Below are 15,884 nucleotides of genomic sequence, written 5' to 3'. Positions count from 1 at the left end.
CACGTCGTACCGGCGGCCGTACCGGCTCCGCCAGGTGGCCGGAGGTGGGGACGCCTCCCGACGGAGACGGCGACGTCGCGCGTCGATCGCCCGACCGGGCTCCGAATACCCGTCCGCCGCGGACCAGCCTGCGGGAGCCGCTCCGGTCCGACTCACGCCTCGCACCGCTCCACGCCGCCCCGGTCGGCACCGTCGCGGAGCGGGGTGGCGGGCCCGCCGCCCACGCCGGACTCCGCCGGGCCGTAGTCGCCGCCCACCGTGCCGGCGGCCCAGTCGGAGGAGTCGCCGGGAGCGCTCCGACCCGGACCGCCGCGGGCCGGGGCGTCCGGATCGACCGGCTGGAAGTCGTCGTCAACGAGGCCGAGGCGGTGCGCGACCACCGCCGCCTGCACCCGGTTCCGCAGCCCGAGCTTCTCCATCGCCGCCGAGACGTGGGTCTTGACGGTGGTGACGCCGACGTGCAACCGGGCGGCGATCTCGGCGTTGGAGAGCCCGGCGCCGACCAGCGCCAGTACCTCCCGCTCCCGGCTGCTGAGCAGCCGTCGGGCCGACCAGCGGGCGTTGTCCGCCTCCCGCTCGGTCTCCTGGGTGTGCGCACGCAGGGCCCGGCTGACGATCCGGGACAGCACCGGTGACGCCAGCAGGGGCTCGCCCCGCGCCGCCCGGCCGACCGCCTCGACGAGGTCCTCCGGGGCGCCGTCCTTGACCAGGTACCCGATCGCACCGGCGCCGAGCGCGCCGTAAATGTCCGCGTCGTCGGCGAAGGTGGTGAGGACCAGCACCCGGGTCCGCGGATGCTGCTCCAGGATCCGGCGGGTCGCCTCGATCCCGTCCATCCGGGGCATCCGCAGGTCCATCAGCACCACGTCCGGGCGCAGCCGCTCGGCCAGCCGTACCGCCTCCCGGCCGTCTCCGGCCTCGCCGACGATGTCGAAGCCCTCGGCGGTCCGCAGCAGCAGCGTGACCCCGGCCCGGACCAGAGCCTGGTCGTCCACGACGAGCACCCGGATCATCGGCCCTGCCACCCGGCCGGTTCGTGCGGGATCGACCGGGCCGTCGCCGTCGCCGCCGGTTCGGACGCCGCCGGTTGGCACGCCGACTTCTCCGGGATCGGCAGCCGGGCGGAGAGTCGCCACCCGCCGGCGTCGGTGGGGCCGGCGCGCAGGGTGCCGCCGAGCAGCCGTACCCGCTCCCGCATCCCGGCCAGCCCGTGCCCGGAGGGCGGGAGCAACGCCGGGCGCGGGTGTTCGGGGCCGCTGTCGACCACCTCGACGAGCAGCCCGTCGCCGTCGGACCGTACGTCGACCGAGGCGCTCGCCCCGGGACCGGCGTGCTTGAGGGTGTTGGTCAACCCCTCCTGCACCACCCGGGCCGCGGTGGTCCGGACCACCAGCGGGGCGTCTCCGATGTCGCCCGACACGCTCATCCGCACCGCCACTCCGGCGGCTCGGACCCGCTGCTCCGCGTCGACTATGAGCTGCTCCGGCTCGATCGGCGGGCCACCCGCCGTCACCGCGTCCGGATCCCGCAGCACCTCGAGCAGCGCGCGCAGCTCGCCCAGCACCTGGCCGGCGGTGGCCCGCAGCTCCCCGAGCGCCTGTACGGCATCGTCCACCCGGCCGGTGCGCTGGGCCGCGTACTGCGCCGCCCCCGCCTGCAACGCGATGGCCCCGACGTGGTGCGCGACGATGTCGTGCAGGTCCCGGGCGATCGCCGTCCGCTCGGCCAGCCGGGCGGCCCGGGTCTGGACCTCCTGCTGCGCCTCGGCCTCGCGGGCCCGCTCCTCGGCCGCCTGGGCGGCCCGGCGCAGCCCACCGAGGTAGCGGCCCAACGCGATCGGGGCCCCGGCGATCAGGGCGAAGCCGGCGAGCTGCACGAATCCCTGCTGACCGGGGAGCAGTCCCTCCCGGCTGATCATGTACGCCAGCAAGGCCGTGTACGTCAGGCCGAACGCCGCGGCGGTCACCGGCCAGGTCGCGCTGTACGCGATCAGGCCCACCGCGACCATCGAGCCGAGTTGGGCGATGTCCCCGCTCCGCGCCGAGGCTCCGGCGGTGGCCATCAGGACACTCAGCACGACCAGCACCGGCCAGGGCCAGCGGCGGACCGCCACCAGCGCCAGAACCGTGGCGAGCGTGACCGCCAGTGCGAGCGGATCGTTCCACTCCACCAGCCGGCCGACGTCGGCCAGCCCGAAGAGGCCGCCGACGAGACCCATCAGGACATCCGGCCACCAGCTCCGTGGTTCTCGCACGCGGCAACGATACGGAGCCGGGACGGGGGTGCCGGCTCCTGCCTCCGGACACGCCGCCTCCTCCGAGTGGCCGGCGGATCGGCCGGGCGAACGACATCGAATCGGGGCACTCTCGCCTAGCTTCGGTCCGTGCCCACCGAGATGATCTCGTTCCTCACCGAGTTCGCACGTAACCCTCGGGCGGTCGGCGCCGTGGCGCCCAGCAGCGAACCCCTCGCCGAACGGATCACCGCCGCGATCCCGCGGACCGGCCAGCCGCTGGTCGTCGAGCTGGGACCCGGCACCGGGGCCTTCACCCGGGTCATCCAGCGCCGGTTGGCCGGGCAGGGCCGGCACCTCGCGGTGGAGATCAACCCCGTCTTCGCCGAGCGGCTGGCGCGCGGGTACCCGGAGGTCGACGTCATCCAGGCCGACGCCGGGGCGCTACCGCACGTACTCGCCGCGCGAAACCTCCCCCGGGCCGAGGTGATCGTCAGCGGGCTGCCCTGGGCCGTCTTCACGGCGGAGCGACAGCGGCAGATCCTCGACGCGGTCGTCGCGTCGCTCGCCGATCACGGCGCATTCACCACGTTCGCCTACCAGCACGCCCGGTGGGCGCCTCCGGCCCGGCGGCTGCACCGGATGCTGTGCGACCTCTTCGAGGAGGTCGTGGTCGGAAGCACCGTCTGGGCCAACCTGCCACCGGCGGTGGTCTACTACTGCCGCCGTCCGGTCCGGCAGCACGAAGTCGGCGCGGAGTCGGGCACTCCGCACCGCTGACCGCCGTCGGGCCGGACCGACGGCGGTCGGCCTCCGTCGTGCGGTGCCAGCTACTCAGTCGTGCAGCGCCAAATGAGAAACCGCCCCCGGAGGGGCGGATTCGAGCCAGGACAGGAAGCCGGTGAGCGTGGACTTCGCCATCGCGATCTCCACGGGGGCCTGGTGGCTGGTACAGCGGAGGATGATCCAGTCAGCGGGCATGATCAGCCGCTCCTGGCCCTCCGGCAGGCGCCGGCGCTCGACCGCGAGACCACGCCGGGACAGCACCCGCTTCGGCCGCAGGGCAAAGCTGAACATCCGGTACCAGCGCAGCTCGGTCTCGGAGAGCCGCGCGAACCCGGGTGACCAGCCCCGACCGTCGAGGAGCGTCGACACGCGGAGACTGAGCCGGATGATCCCGCCGGACCGGGCGACCCACGCCCGGCGGACGAAGAGCGCCGCGATCGCGGCGAACAGGACGAGGACGCCGACCCCGATCCATTTCAAGACCAGCATCGACGCCCCGGGTCAGTGCGCCGCGGACTCGGTCGCCGGGGTGGCGCTCTCGGCGAGTACGGTGACTCCGGAACTGGTCACCGACAGGAATCCGCCGGTCACCTCGTAGGTGAGCTGCTCGCCACCGGGCAGCTTGATCCGTACCTGGCCGGGCTCGGCGAGCTGCCCCAGCAACGGGGCGTGCCCCGGCAGGACACCGAGCTCACCCTCGGTCGTCCGGGCCACCACCATCTCCGCATCGCCGGACCAGATCTTTTCCTCGACGGCGACGAGCTCGACCTGTAGCTGCTGTGCCACGCTGTCTCCTTGCTGCGGCGGCGGGATGGAGAGAGTGTAGTCCCGCTCCCGCCGCCGCCCTCAGCCGGGTCCCGGCGCGGACCGGCTCACTTGACCTTATTCAGCAACTCCGGATGGGACATCACGAAGGTGTCCACGGTCCCTTCCCGCAGCGCGGCGAAGAAATCCTCGGCGATCGGCTTGAACGCCTCCCCCTTGTACTTGCCCCCCTCGAAGACCCCGTGACCCGGCAGTTTGATCATTTGAATGCTGTCCGACCGCAGGTTGCGCAGGGCGAAGCCGAACTCGATCAGCTTGTGCCCCCGGCCGCTGAAGATCAGCGACTTTCCGGCGGCCGTCAGCACCTTGTCGAGCTTGATCGGATTGGTCACCACGTCCTTGCTGAGCGCCTGGTCGGCCATGGCCCGGACGAACTGCTGCTGGTGCCGCTGCCGGCCGTAGTCGCCGTCGGTGACCCCGTTCTTCGGGTACCGCTGCCGGACGTAGTCCAGCGCCTGCCAGCCCTTCAGGTGGTGGGTGCCCTTCTTGTACGTCGCCTGCGGCCCGAGGTAGCCGCCACCCCCCGGCTTCAGCGTCCGCGGCTTGCCATTCGGCTGCCGGTGCTCCGACCTGACGTCCTGGTCGATGTACATGGTGACACCGCCCATCGCGTCGACGATCTTCTGGAAACCGCTGAAGTTGATGATCGCCCCCGCGTCGAACCGCTTGATCCCGGTCACCTTGCTGACCGTCAGCGACAGCAACTCGAACCCCTGCGCGGCGTCCGGGAGCTCCTTCTTCGGGTTGTGGCTGCCAAACGACATCGCCGCGTTCAACTTGGTGGTCTCGCCCGGGAAGTTGGCCTTCTTGAACGGCGGGATCTCCACCACGAGGTCGCGGGGCAGCGAGAAGAGGTACGCCGAGTCGAGCGACGCGTTGACGTGCAACACCATGATCGAGTCTGCCAGCGGCGGGGTGGTCGGCTGCCGAGGATCGATCCCCACCAGCAGAATGTTCAGCGGACCCTTGATGTCCGACTTCTTCTCCTGCACCGACCCCGAGGCCGCGTCCCCGAAGAGGTCCTCCTGGGTGACGGCGCCCTCGTACCGGGCGACGATCGCCTCGAACCCGAGCAGCGACCCACCGCTGAGCACCATCAGCACCACGCCGAAGATGGTGCAGAGCCTGGCCCACCTCGGCACCACGGACTTCTTCCGCCGACCCTCCCGGATCGGACGACCGCCACCGGGCCAGTCGCCATCCGGCCCGGCGCCCTCGGACCGGGCCTCCCGCACCGCGACCGTCTGCCGGCCCGACCGGCCAGCGCCCTTGCCGCCCTCGCTCACCCACGTCTCCATTCAGCTCGCCGCGCGTCTGGTCCGCGCGCCGTCGCCCAACTCCTCGGCCGGTGGCCGCCGCACGGCGCACGCCGTCCAACGGCGCCCGACCCGCATTCGTGTCTTCCGCCGCACCTCACGCACGTCCGCCCTCGGAAGCACCCCGCGGATCCGACCATCGCGGCGGGCGCGCGTGGGAGGAATTCGTCGCAGAGATCATTTTCGGGTCCGACTTGGGAACCCGATAACCGGCCCGCGCGACGGGAAGGGGACGCGCGGGCCGGGAATCGCCTCAGATCACTTCGCCTTGTTCAGCAGCTCCGGATGGGACATCACGAAGGTGTCCACGGTCCCGTCCTGCAGCGCGGCGAAGAACTCCTCGGCGATCGGCTTGAACGCCTCGCCCTTGTAGGCGCCCCCTTCTTTGACCGCACCGCCCGGCAATTTGATCATCTGGATCGTGTCCGACCGCAGGTTGCGCAGGGCGAAGCCGAAGTCGATCAGCCGGTGCCCCCGGCCGCTGAAGATCAGCGACTTCCCGGCCGCCTGCACCACCTTGTCGAGCTTGATCGGATTGGTCACCACGTCCTTGCTGAGCGCCTGGTCGGCCATGGCCCGGACGAACTGCTGCTGGTGCCGCTGCCGGTCGTAGTCGCTGTTCGGCAGGCCGTACCGCTGCCGGACGTAGTCCAGGGCCTCCCAGCCCTTCAGGTGGTGGGTGCCCTTCTTGTACTCCTTCTGCGGCCCGAGGTAGCCGCCGCCACCCGGCTTCAACTTCCGCGGCGAGCCGTCCGGCTGCTTGTGCTCCGACTTGACGTCCTGGTCGATGTACATGGTGACACCGCCCATCGCGTCAACGATCTTCTGGAAGCCATTGAAGTTGATGATCGCCCCCGCGTCGAACCGCTTGATCCCGGTCACCTTGCTGACCGTCAGCGACAGCAGTTCGAAACCCTGCGCGGCGCTCGGCTTCTCCTGCCCCGGGACCACGCTGCCATGGGCCATCGCCGCGTTGATCTTCTCCCGGCCACCCGGGTAGTTGGCCTTCTCGAAAGGCGGAATATCCACCAGGAGGTCCCGCGGCACCGAGAAGAGGTACGCCGAGTCGAGCGACGCGTTGACGTGCAACACCATGATCGAGTCGGCCAACGGCTTCCAGGTCTCGTCCCGCGGGTCGATTCCCACCAGCAGGATGTTCAGCGGACCCTTGATATCCGCCACCTTCTGCTCGCCGGACGCCTGGTCGCCGAAGAGATCCGCCTCGGTGACGGCCCCCTCGAACCGCGCCAGCGCCATCTTGAACCCGCCGAGCGTGATCCCGCTCAGCATGACGAGTACCGCGCCGAAGACGGTGCAAAGCCGGGCCCATCGGGGTGCCTTGGGCCTCGTCTGCCGCTTCCGGCCCTTGCCCGGCCGACCGGGGCCGCCGGCCTCGCCGCCACCCGGTCGCTCGGCACCCATCCGGTCACCGCCCGGCTGCGTCACGCTCCGGTCCGCCCGGCCGGCTCTCCTGCCCGGCTGGCGACCGCCCATGGCGCCTTCACCCACTAGCTTCTCCGTTTCGTACGTGCCCGTAAGAGAAGACGAGCCCACCGGGCTGAGACGTTGCAGAGATTAGCGCCGGATTCCATCGATCGCCAATGACCGTACGCGTAAAGAACGGATAACCCAAAGCACCGGAACCGTACCAGCGGCCAAAAAGCCGCGGCGCCACGCCCGCCCGGTCGTCCGGAAACGACGACAGGACCGCGTCGGATGAGCCCGACGCGGTCCTGTCGTCTGAACTGCCGACGTTACTGCTTCATCAACTCACGAGCGTTGCGCTCGAGGTCGTCCAGGCCGCCGCACATGAAGAAGGCCTGCTCGGGGTAGTGGTCGTACTCGCCCTCGCTGATCTTCTTGAACGCCTCGACCGTGTCCTTGACCGGGACGTACGAGCCCTTGATGCCGGTGAAGACCTCGGCCGCGAACGTGTTCTGGGAGAGGAACCGCTCGATGCGCCGGGCGCGACCGACGGTGAGCTTGTCTTCCTCGGAGAGTTCCTCGATACCGAGGATGGCGATGATGTCCTGCAGGTCCTTGTAGCGCTGCAGAATCCGCTTCACCTCCGAGGCCACCGCGAAGTGCTCCTGGCCGACGAACTCCGGGGCAAGAATCCGGGACGAGGAGGCCAGCGGGTCCACCGCCGGGTAGATGCCCTTGTCGGAGATCGAACGCTCCAGGTTGGTGGTGGCGTCCAGGTGCGCGAACGTGGTGGCCGGGGCCGGGTCGGTGTAGTCGTCCGCCGGCACGTAGATCGCCTGCATCGAGGTGATCGCCTGACCCCGGACCGAGGTGATCCGCTCCTGGAGTTCACCCATCTCGTCCGCCAGCGTCGGCTGGTAACCCACCGCGCTCGGCATCCGGCCGAGCAGGGTGGAGACCTCCGAGCCGGCCTGGGTGAACCGGAAGATGTTGTCGATGAAGAGCAGCACTTCCTGCTTCTGCACGTCGCGGAAGTACTCGGCCATGGTGAGGGCGGAGAGCGCCACCCGCAGCCGGGTCCCCGGCGGCTCGTCCATCTGGCCGTAGACCAGCGCGGTCTTGTCGATGACGCCGGACTCGGTCATCTCGTGGATGAGGTCGTTGCCCTCACGGGTCCGCTCACCCACGCCGGCGAAGACGGAGGTACCACCGAAGTTGTTGGCAACCCGGATGATCATCTCCTGGATGAGCACCGTCTTGCCCACCCCGGCGCCGCCGAAGAGGCCGATCTTGCCGCCCTTGACGTACGGGGCGAGCAGGTCGATGACCTTGATGCCCGTCTCCAGCATCTCGGTCTTCGGCTCGAGGTCGGCGAAGGCCGGGGCCTTGCGGTGGATCTGCCACCGCTCGGTGACCTCGAGCCGCTCCCCCTCCTTGAGGTTGAGGCACTCGCCGATCGCGTTGAAGACGTGGCCCTTGACGACGTCGCCGACCGGAACGGTGATCGGCGAGCCGGTGTCCCGGACCTCGCTGCCCCGCACCACGCCGTCGGTCGGCTGCATCGAGATCGCCCGGACCATGTTGTCGCCCAGGTGCTGGGCGACCTCCAGGGTAAGCGTCTTGCGCCCGCCCGAGAGCTCCACGTCGACGTGGAGGGCGTTGAAGATGTCGGGCATGGCGTCGCGCGGGAACTCGGCGTCGACGACCGGGCCGATGACCCGGACCACCCGGCCCGTCGCGGTCTTTACTGGAGCAGTCATCACACTTCACTTCCCGACGCGGCCAGCGCGTTCGCGCCGCCGACGATCTCGCTGATCTCCTGGGTGATCCCGGCCTGGCGGGCCGAGTTCATCTCGCGCGTGTACTTCTCGATCATCTCTTCGGCGTTGTCGGTCGCGCTCTTCATCGCGCGCCGCCGGGCCGCCGACTCGCTCGCCGCCGACTCGATCAACGCCGCGTAGATCCGCGTGTTGATGTACTTCGGCAACAGCGCGTCGAGCAGCGCCTCCGCCTCCGGTTCGAACTCGTACGCCGGCAGCAGACCCCGGGCCTCGCTGCGCGGCCGGTCCTCGACCTCCATCGGGCCGATGATCCGCGTCACCGGGGTCTGGGTCATCAGCGACTTGAACTGCGTGTAGACGATGTGCAGCTCGTCGACGCCGAGCACCCCGTCGATCCCCGGGTCGCCACCGTCCAGGTCGTCCGCCCCGGAGACGAACGCCTTGATCAGCGTCTCACCGACCCGCTTGGCATCCTCGAACGTCGGCTGCTCCGAGAAGCCGGTCCAGCTCGCCTCGATGTGTCGGTCGCGGAACCGGTAGTAGGTGACGCCCTTGCGGCCGATGACGTACAGCACCGGCTGCTTGCCGTCAGCCTGCAACCGGGCGATCAGCGACTCGGCGGTCTTGATCGCGTTCGAGCTGTAGCCACCGGCGAGGCCCCGGTCGGCGGTCACCACGACCACTCCCGCCCGGCGGACCCGCGGCCGGGGGGTGAGCAGCGGGTGGTCGATCCGCGAGTTGGAGGCCAGCGCGGTGAGGACGCCGGTGATGGCCTGGGCGTACGGCAGGGAGGCCGCCACCCTGGCCTGGGCCTTGGCGATTCGGCTCGTCGCGACGAGCTCCATCGCCTTGGTGATCTTCTTCATCCCCTTCGCCGCACGGATCCGTTGACGAAGAACGCGAACCTGGGCCGCCATCGATCTGCCCTACTGCTTCTCGTCCGCGGGCGCGCTGTCCCGATACCGGGTCACCGTCTCACGCTCCTGCTCGCCCTCCAGCGGCGCGGCAGGCGCCTCGTTGATCCGTACCTCGTCCTCCTTGCCGAGGAACATCTGCTTGAACCGCGTGATCGCCTCGTCCAGGGAGTTGATGATGTCGTCGTCCCAGTTGTTGTCCGCGATCGACTGCAGCGTCGGCTTGTACTGGTGCCGCAGGAACTCGTGGAACTCCGCCTCGAAGCGCCGGATCTCACCCACCGGGATGTCGTCCAGCTTGCCCTCGGTGCCGGCCCAGACCGAGACGACCTGCTCCTCCACCGGCATCGGCGTGTAGTTCGGCTGCTTCAGCAGCTCGACGAGGCGGGCGCCCCGGTTGAGCTGGGCCTGCGACGCCTTGTCCAGGTCCGAGGCGAAGGCGGCGAACGCCTCCAGCTCGCGGTACTGCGCCAGGTCCAGCCGGAGCCGGCCGGCAACCTTCTTCATCGGCTTGACCTGCGCCGCACCGCCGACCCGGGAGACCGAGGTACCGACGTTGATCGCCGGCCGGACGCCCTGGTTGAACAGGTCGGTCTCCAGGAAGATCTGGCCGTCGGTGATCGAGATGACGTTGGTCGGAATGAACGCCGAGATGTCGTTGCCCTTGGTCTCGATGATCGGCAGACCGGTCATCGAGCCGCCGCCCATCTCGTCGGAGAGCTTCGCGCACCGCTCCAGCAGCCGGGAGTGCAGGTAGAAGACGTCACCCGGGTACGCCTCCCGGCCCGGCGGGCGACGCAGCAGCAGCGAGACCGCGCGGTACGCCTCGGCCTGCTTGGTCAGGTCGTCGAAGACGATCAGGACGTGCTTGCCGCCGTACATCCAGTGCTGGCCGATCGCCGACCCGGCGTACGGGGCGATGTACTTGAAGCCGGCCGGGTCGGAGGCGGGCGAGGCGACGATGGTGGTGTACTCCATCGCGCCCTGCTCCTCCAGCAGGCCCTTGACCGAGGCGATGGTCGAGGCCTTCTGGCCGATCGCCACGTAGATGCAGCGGACCTGCTTCTTCGGGTCGCCGGAGCGCCAGTTGTCGCGCTGGTTCAGGATGGTGTCCAGCGCGATCGTGGTCTTACCGGTCCGCCGGTCGCCGATGATCAGCTGCCGCTGACCCCGGCCGATCGCGGTCATCGCGTCGATGGCCTTGATGCCGGTCTGCAGCGCCTCGTGGACGCTCTGCCGCGCCATCACGTTCGGCGCCTGCAGCTCCAGCTCGCGGTAGCCCTCGTGGGCGATGTCACCCAGGCCGTCGATCGGCTGGCCGAGCGGGTTCACCACCCGGCCGAGGAACGCGTCGCCGACCGGCACCGAGAGCACCCGGCCGGTCCGCTTGACCCGCTGCCCCTCCTCGATCCCGCCGTAGTCGCCGAGGACCACGACACCGATCTCGCGGACATCCAGGTTGAGCGCCACGCCGAGGGTGCCGTCCTCGAACTCCAGCAGCTCGTTGGTCATGGTCGAGGGGAGCCCCTCGACGTGGGCGATGCCGTCACCGGCGTCGGCGACGGTGCCGACCTCCTCACGGGAGACGTCGGGCGAATAGGAGGAGACGTAGCGCTCCAGCGCGCCGCGGATCTCCTCCGACGAGATGGTCAGCTCGGCCATCCTCTTCTTCCTCTATTCAGGGCCCGGTTAACCGGAACGGCGTGAATGTCTGCTCAGCGCCTGGTGCGGGCGTCGTTGGTGGTCAACGCCGTGCCAGCGCGTTTCGGGTGTCGGTCAGGCGGCGCAGGATCGTGCCGTCGTAGAGATCGGAACCGATCCGGACGCTCATGCCGCCGAGCACCGCCGGGTCCACCGTCTGCTTGACGCTGATCTCCCGACCGTACAACTCGGTGAGCGTGGCCCCCAGCCGGCGCTCCTCCTCCTCGGTCAGCGGGGCCGCGACGGTGACGTACGCCACCTGCCGGTCCCGCCGGTCGGCGGCCAGCTCGACGAGCCGGGTGAGCCCGCCGGAGAAGGAGCGCCCGCCGAACCCGGAGAGTGCCACCTCGACCAGCTTGATCGTGATCTGTCGGGCCTTGCCGGCCAGCAGCGACCCGGTCAGCTCGGCCCGCTGCGCCACGGGCGCGATCGGATCGGCGAGGACGTTGCTCAGCTCCGGGTTGGCGGCGACCACCTGCCCGAAGCGGAACAGCTCGTCCTCTACCTCGCCCAGCTCGCCCGCGCGGTCCGCGCTGGCGAGCAGCGCCTCGACGCCGAGCCGCTCAGCCGCCTCCAGCAACTCCGACGGCGCCGACCAGCGGCCGGAGACGAGCACGTCGAGCAGGTCCTTGGCGTCCGCGCCGATCCGGTCGCCGAGGAGGTTCCGGAGGAGGGCCGACCGGTCCTCGCCCGACCGGGCGGGATCGGAGAGGGCCCGCCGCAGCCGCGGCTCGCGCCGCAGCAGGTCGGCGACGAGCCCGATCTCGTCACCGGTGGTGGCGATCCGGTCCGCCGGCGCCCCCGCGGCGTACGCGTCGAGGCGCTGCCGCGCGGCGGCGTACGACTCCCGGCTGGCGGCCTGCATCAGCTCGTCCTCACGGCGCCGTTGGTGGAACCGCTACCGGCTCCGACGCCCTCCAGTTCGGCCAGGAAGCGCTCGACGGTGCCCTTGCGCCGGGCCTCGTCGGCCAGCGACTCACCGACGATCCGGCTGGCCAGGTCGACGGCGATCGTGCCGACCTCGGCACGCAGCTCGCGCACGATGGTGGCCCGCTCGGCGGCGAGCTGCTCCTTGCCGGCCGCGATGATCCGGTCCGCCTCCTCGCGGGCCTTCGCCAGTACGTCCTGCCGGATGCTCTCGGCGTCGGCCCGCGCGTCGTCCCGGATCTTCGCCGCGTCGGTACGCGCCTCCGCCAGCTGCGCGCGGTACTGCTCCAGCAGCTTGTTCGCCTCGGCCTGGGCGGCCTCGGCGCGCTTGATGCCGCCCTCGATCGCGTCGACCCGGGCCTGGAACGTCTGCTCCATGCGCGGGAAGACGAACTTCATCAGCACGAAGCACAGCAGGGCGAAGGCAACGGTCCCGACCACGATCTCACGCCAGTCCGGCAGGATCGGGTTGTGGGTAACGCCCTCCGCAGCCAAGTTCAGCATCGGAACCTCCCGTTCGAGGGGTCTGCCTTACTGGCCGAAGGCGTAACCGAAGGCGATGCCCAGCAGGGCCAGCAGCTCGATCACGGCGAAGCCGATCCAGACGTAAGGCAGGGTAATCCGGGACGACTCCGGCTGGCGGGCGGTCGACTGAATGTAGGCGCTGAAGACCAGACCGACACCGATACCGGGGCCGATGGCGGCGAGGCCGTAGCCGATGGCGCTGAGGCTGCCGGAAACTTCGGCGAGATTCATTGGTTGGTTCCTCCTGAGATCACGCGTGACGGTTCACGCGGGACGACAACGGGTCTGCACGGTTGACGATCAGTGTCCGTCTGCGAGCGCGCCCTGGACGTAGCTCGCGCTCAGCACGGTGAAGATGTAGGCCTGGAGGACGATGACCAGCGCCTCGAGGAAGGTCAACGCGATCGACACCGCCCAGGAGAGGACCGAGATGGGCTTGAGGAAGATCGCGTCGGAGTTCAGCAGGACGAAACCGCCGAAGGTAAATACCAGCAGGATAATGTGTCCGGCGAAGAGATTCGCGAACAACCGCAACGCCAGCGAGATCGGCCGCGCGACGAAGGTCGAGAAGAGCTCGATCGGGATCAGCAGCGGCTGCATGAACCACGGCGCGGGCGGCATCAGCGAGTGCTTGAAGAACTTCGCGAAGCCGTGGTGCCGGATGCCCACGTAGATGAACAGGACGTAGCTGATGATCGCCAGGAACGCCGGGAAGGCGATGTGCGACATCGGCGAGATCTGGACAAACGGGACGATCTGCCAGAGGTTGTTCAGGAAGATGAAGCAGAACAGCGTCGTGAAGTACGGCGCGAAGCGGACCCCCTGGGCGCCGATCATGTCCACCGCGATGTTGTTGCGGACGAACCCGTAGATCGACTCGGCGATCCACTGGCGCTTCGTCGGCACGAGCTGCGGCTTCCGGTAGCTCAGCAGGAAGAAGACGATCGCGATCCCGACGGCGAGCCAGATCAACGCCGTGAACTTGGTGAACCAGACCGAGTGCTCGCCCCACGGCACGATGCTGGGCAGGAAGAAGTCCTCCACGCTGGGTGGAAACGGAATGTCGCCCTCCGCGAGGACGATCGACTGTCCGATCACCGCGTCCCTTCCCTAGCTCGGGGTGCCAAGCCGGCGGATGACCAGGTAGACACCCCCGGCCCCGCCGAGCAGGAACCCGATCCCGGTGGCCAGACCACCGGTGTCGAGCCACTGGTCGACCAACCAACCGATGCAACCCCACACCGCCAGGCCACCGATGAGGTACGCCAGTGCGGTCCACCCCTCGCCGGCCTCGGGCGGTGGACCCGAGCCGCCTGCGGGCTGGGGGGTTTGGTCACCGGTCATGACGGCCGAACGATATCAGTCTCCGGTACGAGGCTGAGCCTCACCCCCCGCACAACCTGGTTGTGTGGGCAGAAAGGTGGGCGCGTTCGTCTCCCCGGCACGCTACTCCGGTTCCGCCTCCGAAAAAATGACCGATCACTGACAGTTTGCTGTGTCGTCCCGTACACGGGACCCGAGCGGGCCGGCGGCCCGTCGCGCGACGCTGGTTCAGCCGCCGGTCATGCCCCGGATCCGGGCCTGGTGCACGGTGCTGACCCACCAGATGTTCGCCCCGATCCAGGCGATCACTCCGACCACAACACCCCAGCCAAACGGCCGTAACCCGGCCCAACCGCTGCCGGCGACGCCGGCCAGCGCCACGCCGATGACGCTGAACTTCGCCACGTACGTCGCCAGCCCGAACGGGAGCACCAGGTTGGGGTGGACCGAGTCGGCCCAGGCGAGCACGAGTGTGGACGCAAGGTAACTGAGCGTAACAAGACCGACCCCGGCGGCGACGCCGACCGCTCCGGTCCCGCCAGCGACGACCGCACCGACCGCGGTGGCGAGGACGAGCAACGCCAGCGACGCCCCGAGCACCACCGGCAGGTGCGCCAGCCGCCAGTGGCGTTCCGCCCACCCCGGCGCGCCGGCGCCCCGGGCGGCGGCCGGGACCGGCCCCGCCCCGAGGGTCGACCCGGCCGACTCCCCCGCGACCGGATCCGTGGTCGGCGATTCCGCCACCGGTTCCGGGGCCGGCGTCGAATCGGCCGCCACCGGCTTCTCCGACTCAGCCACGGGGGTACGCCGGGTAGGCGGCCACCAACTCCGCGACCTCGGAGGCGAGCCGGGCGAGCGTCTCGGTGCCGCCGGGGCGGCCCGGATCGGTGCGGACCGCGCGGGCGATCAGCCCTCCGATCCGGCGCATCTCCGGCTCCCGCATGCCCTGGGTGGTGACGCTGGGCGTGCCGACCCGGATGCCGGAGGCGACCATCGGCTTCTCCGGGTCGTACGGGATCGCGTTCTTGTTGAGCGTGATGCCGGCGGCCTCGCAGCGCGCCTCGGCGTCCCGGCCGGTCACCCCCACCGCCCGCAGGTCGAGCAGGGCCAGGTGGGTGTCGGTGCCGCCGGAGACCGGGCGCATGCCCTCCGCGGCGAGGGCCGCGGCCAGTGCCTGCGCGTTCTGAACCACCTGGGAAGCGTACGCCCGGAACCGCGGCGACGCCGCCTCGCGCAGCGCCACCGCCTTCGCCGCGATGGCGTGCATCAGCGGGCCGCCCTGGGTGAACGGGAAGACCGCCTTGTCGATCCGCTCGGCGAGCGAGCCCCGGCAGAGGATCATGCCGCCGCGCGGACCGCGCAGCACCTTGTGGGTGGTGGCGCAGACCACGTCGGCGTACGGCACCGGGGACGGGATCGCGCGGCCGGCGACCAACCCGATGAAGTGGGCGGCGTCGACCATCAGGTACGCGCCGACCTCGTCGGCGATCTCCCGGAACCGGGCGAAGTCGATCAGTCTGGGGTAGGCGGTGGCGCCACAGATGATCATCTTGGGCCGGTGGGCCCGGGCCAGGTCGCGCACCTCGTCGTAGTCGATCAGTTCGGTGTCCCGCCGCACCCGGTAGCCGACCGTGTCGAACCACCTCCCGGAGAAGTTGACCCGGCTGCCGTGTGTCAGGTGCCCGCCGTGCGGCAGCTCCATCGCCAGCACCGTGTCGCCGGGCTGGACCAGCGCGGCGTACGCGGCCAGGTTGGCACTCGCCCCGGAATGCGGCTGGAGGTTCGCGTGCTCGGCCCCGAACAGCTCCCTCGCCCGGTCGATGCCGAGCTGCTCGGCCCGGTCCACCTGGGCGCAGCCGCCGTAGTAGCGGCGGCCCGGGTAGCCCTCGGCGTACTTGTTGGTCAGGGTGGACCCGAGGGCCGCGAGCACCGCCGGTGAGGTGAGGTTCTCGCTGGCGACCAGCTGCAGGCCGCCCCGGAGCCGGTCCAGCTCACCGAGCACCACGCTGGCGATCTCCGGGTCCGTCTCGGCCAGCTCGTCGAAGTCCGGCCCCCAGAACGGGGTCACGCCGGCTTCCCGCTGCGCGTACCCATGCCTGCCCACCTGTCGTCCGGCCTCGTCACCGGA

Annotated in this window: 17 protein-coding genes; 1 reads left to right on the top strand and 16 read right to left on the bottom strand. The window is 70.1% G+C overall.

Annotated features, from left to right (window positions below; translation table 11 throughout):
* Positions 1-152: 152 nt before the first annotated feature.
* The gene (locus tag EF879_RS14385; RefSeq protein ID WP_123559226.1) at positions 153-1,013 is read right to left on the bottom strand and encodes a response regulator transcription factor; all 861 of its coding nucleotides are present in this window, start codon (positions 1,011-1,013) and stop codon (positions 153-155) included.
* A complete protein-coding gene (locus EF879_RS14380) occupies positions 1,010-2,254 on the bottom strand; it encodes a sensor histidine kinase (protein WP_148086442.1) in 1,245 nt (414 codons plus the stop codon). The genes EF879_RS14385 and EF879_RS14380 overlap by 4 nt, the downstream gene beginning before the upstream one ends.
* 129 nt (positions 2,255-2,383) lie before the next feature.
* On the opposite strand from EF879_RS14380, the gene EF879_RS14375 reads away from it, so the two are divergent.
* On the top strand, positions 2,384-3,013 hold the full coding sequence (locus EF879_RS14375; RefSeq protein ID WP_233604456.1) for a class I SAM-dependent methyltransferase: 630 nt from the start codon (positions 2,384-2,386) through the stop codon (positions 3,011-3,013).
* Positions 3,014-3,067: 54 nt separating this feature from the next.
* Here EF879_RS14375 and EF879_RS14370 read toward each other — a convergent pair whose 3' ends face one another.
* The 14 genes from EF879_RS14370 to glyA all read right to left on the bottom strand — a co-directional run bounded on the left by EF879_RS14370 (position 3,068) and on the right by glyA (position 15,824).
* Complete coding sequence (locus EF879_RS14370; protein ID WP_123558792.1) at positions 3,068-3,508, bottom strand: DUF2550 domain-containing protein; 441 nt, start codon at positions 3,506-3,508, stop codon at positions 3,068-3,070.
* Between the two features lie 12 nt (positions 3,509-3,520).
* The gene (locus EF879_RS14365) at positions 3,521-3,805 is read right to left on the bottom strand and encodes a F0F1 ATP synthase subunit epsilon (protein ID WP_123558790.1); all 285 of its coding nucleotides are present in this window, start codon (positions 3,803-3,805) and stop codon (positions 3,521-3,523) included.
* 86 nt (positions 3,806-3,891) lie between these two features.
* A complete protein-coding gene (locus EF879_RS14360; protein ID WP_233604492.1) occupies positions 3,892-5,016 on the bottom strand; it encodes an LCP family protein in 1,125 nt (374 codons plus the stop codon).
* Positions 5,017-5,418: 402 nt separating this feature from the next.
* Positions 5,419-6,582 carry an LCP family protein gene (locus EF879_RS14355; protein WP_123558786.1) on the bottom strand — a complete coding sequence of 388 codons (1,164 nt, stop codon included), beginning with the start codon at positions 6,580-6,582 and terminating at the stop codon, positions 5,419-5,421.
* 332 nt (positions 6,583-6,914) lie between these two features.
* Positions 6,915-8,345, bottom strand: coding sequence for a F0F1 ATP synthase subunit beta (gene atpD / locus EF879_RS14350; protein WP_123558784.1), 1,431 nt, complete (start codon positions 8,343-8,345; stop codon positions 6,915-6,917).
* Positions 8,345-9,283 carry a F0F1 ATP synthase subunit gamma gene (locus EF879_RS14345; RefSeq protein WP_123558782.1) on the bottom strand — a complete coding sequence of 313 codons (939 nt, stop codon included), beginning with the start codon at positions 9,281-9,283 and terminating at the stop codon, positions 8,345-8,347. Before EF879_RS14345 ends, atpD begins: the two co-directional genes overlap by 1 nt.
* A gap of 9 nt (positions 9,284-9,292) precedes the next feature.
* Positions 9,293-10,942, bottom strand: coding sequence for a F0F1 ATP synthase subunit alpha (gene atpA / locus EF879_RS14340; protein ID WP_123558780.1), 1,650 nt, complete (start codon positions 10,940-10,942; stop codon positions 9,293-9,295).
* An 82-nt stretch (positions 10,943-11,024) separates the two neighbouring features.
* Positions 11,025-11,846: a F0F1 ATP synthase subunit delta gene (locus tag EF879_RS14335; RefSeq protein ID WP_123558778.1), complete on the bottom strand. Its 822-nt coding sequence runs from the start codon at positions 11,844-11,846 to the stop codon at positions 11,025-11,027.
* Positions 11,846-12,412, bottom strand: coding sequence for a F0F1 ATP synthase subunit B (locus tag EF879_RS14330; RefSeq protein WP_123558776.1), 567 nt, complete (start codon positions 12,410-12,412; stop codon positions 11,846-11,848). The genes EF879_RS14335 and EF879_RS14330 overlap by 1 nt, the downstream gene beginning before the upstream one ends.
* A gap of 27 nt (positions 12,413-12,439) precedes the next feature.
* A complete protein-coding gene (locus EF879_RS14325) occupies positions 12,440-12,664 on the bottom strand; it encodes a F0F1 ATP synthase subunit C (RefSeq protein ID WP_123558775.1) in 225 nt (74 codons plus the stop codon).
* 69 nt (positions 12,665-12,733) lie between these two features.
* Positions 12,734-13,531, bottom strand: a complete 798-nt coding sequence (atpB, locus tag EF879_RS14320; RefSeq protein ID WP_123558773.1) for a F0F1 ATP synthase subunit A — start codon at positions 13,529-13,531, stop codon at positions 12,734-12,736.
* A gap of 12 nt (positions 13,532-13,543) precedes the next feature.
* The gene (locus EF879_RS14315; RefSeq protein ID WP_123558770.1) at positions 13,544-13,777 is read right to left on the bottom strand and encodes an AtpZ/AtpI family protein; all 234 of its coding nucleotides are present in this window, start codon (positions 13,775-13,777) and stop codon (positions 13,544-13,546) included.
* Between the two features lie 207 nt (positions 13,778-13,984).
* The gene (locus EF879_RS14310) at positions 13,985-14,554 is read right to left on the bottom strand and encodes a hypothetical protein (protein ID WP_233604455.1); all 570 of its coding nucleotides are present in this window, start codon (positions 14,552-14,554) and stop codon (positions 13,985-13,987) included.
* Positions 14,547-15,824 carry a serine hydroxymethyltransferase gene (glyA, locus tag EF879_RS14305; RefSeq protein WP_123558769.1) on the bottom strand — a complete coding sequence of 426 codons (1,278 nt, stop codon included), beginning with the start codon at positions 15,822-15,824 and terminating at the stop codon, positions 14,547-14,549. Before glyA ends, EF879_RS14310 begins: the two co-directional genes overlap by 8 nt.
* Positions 15,825-15,884 lie beyond the last annotated feature (60 nt).

Origin of the sequence: Micromonospora sp. HM5-17, from assembly GCF_003762835.1 — a bacterium.
Taxonomy (GTDB): Bacteria; Actinomycetota; Actinomycetes; order Mycobacteriales; family Micromonosporaceae; genus Plantactinospora.
The sequence above is the reverse complement of the archived record's forward strand: the minus strand, read 5'-3'. Positions and strand labels throughout refer to the sequence as shown.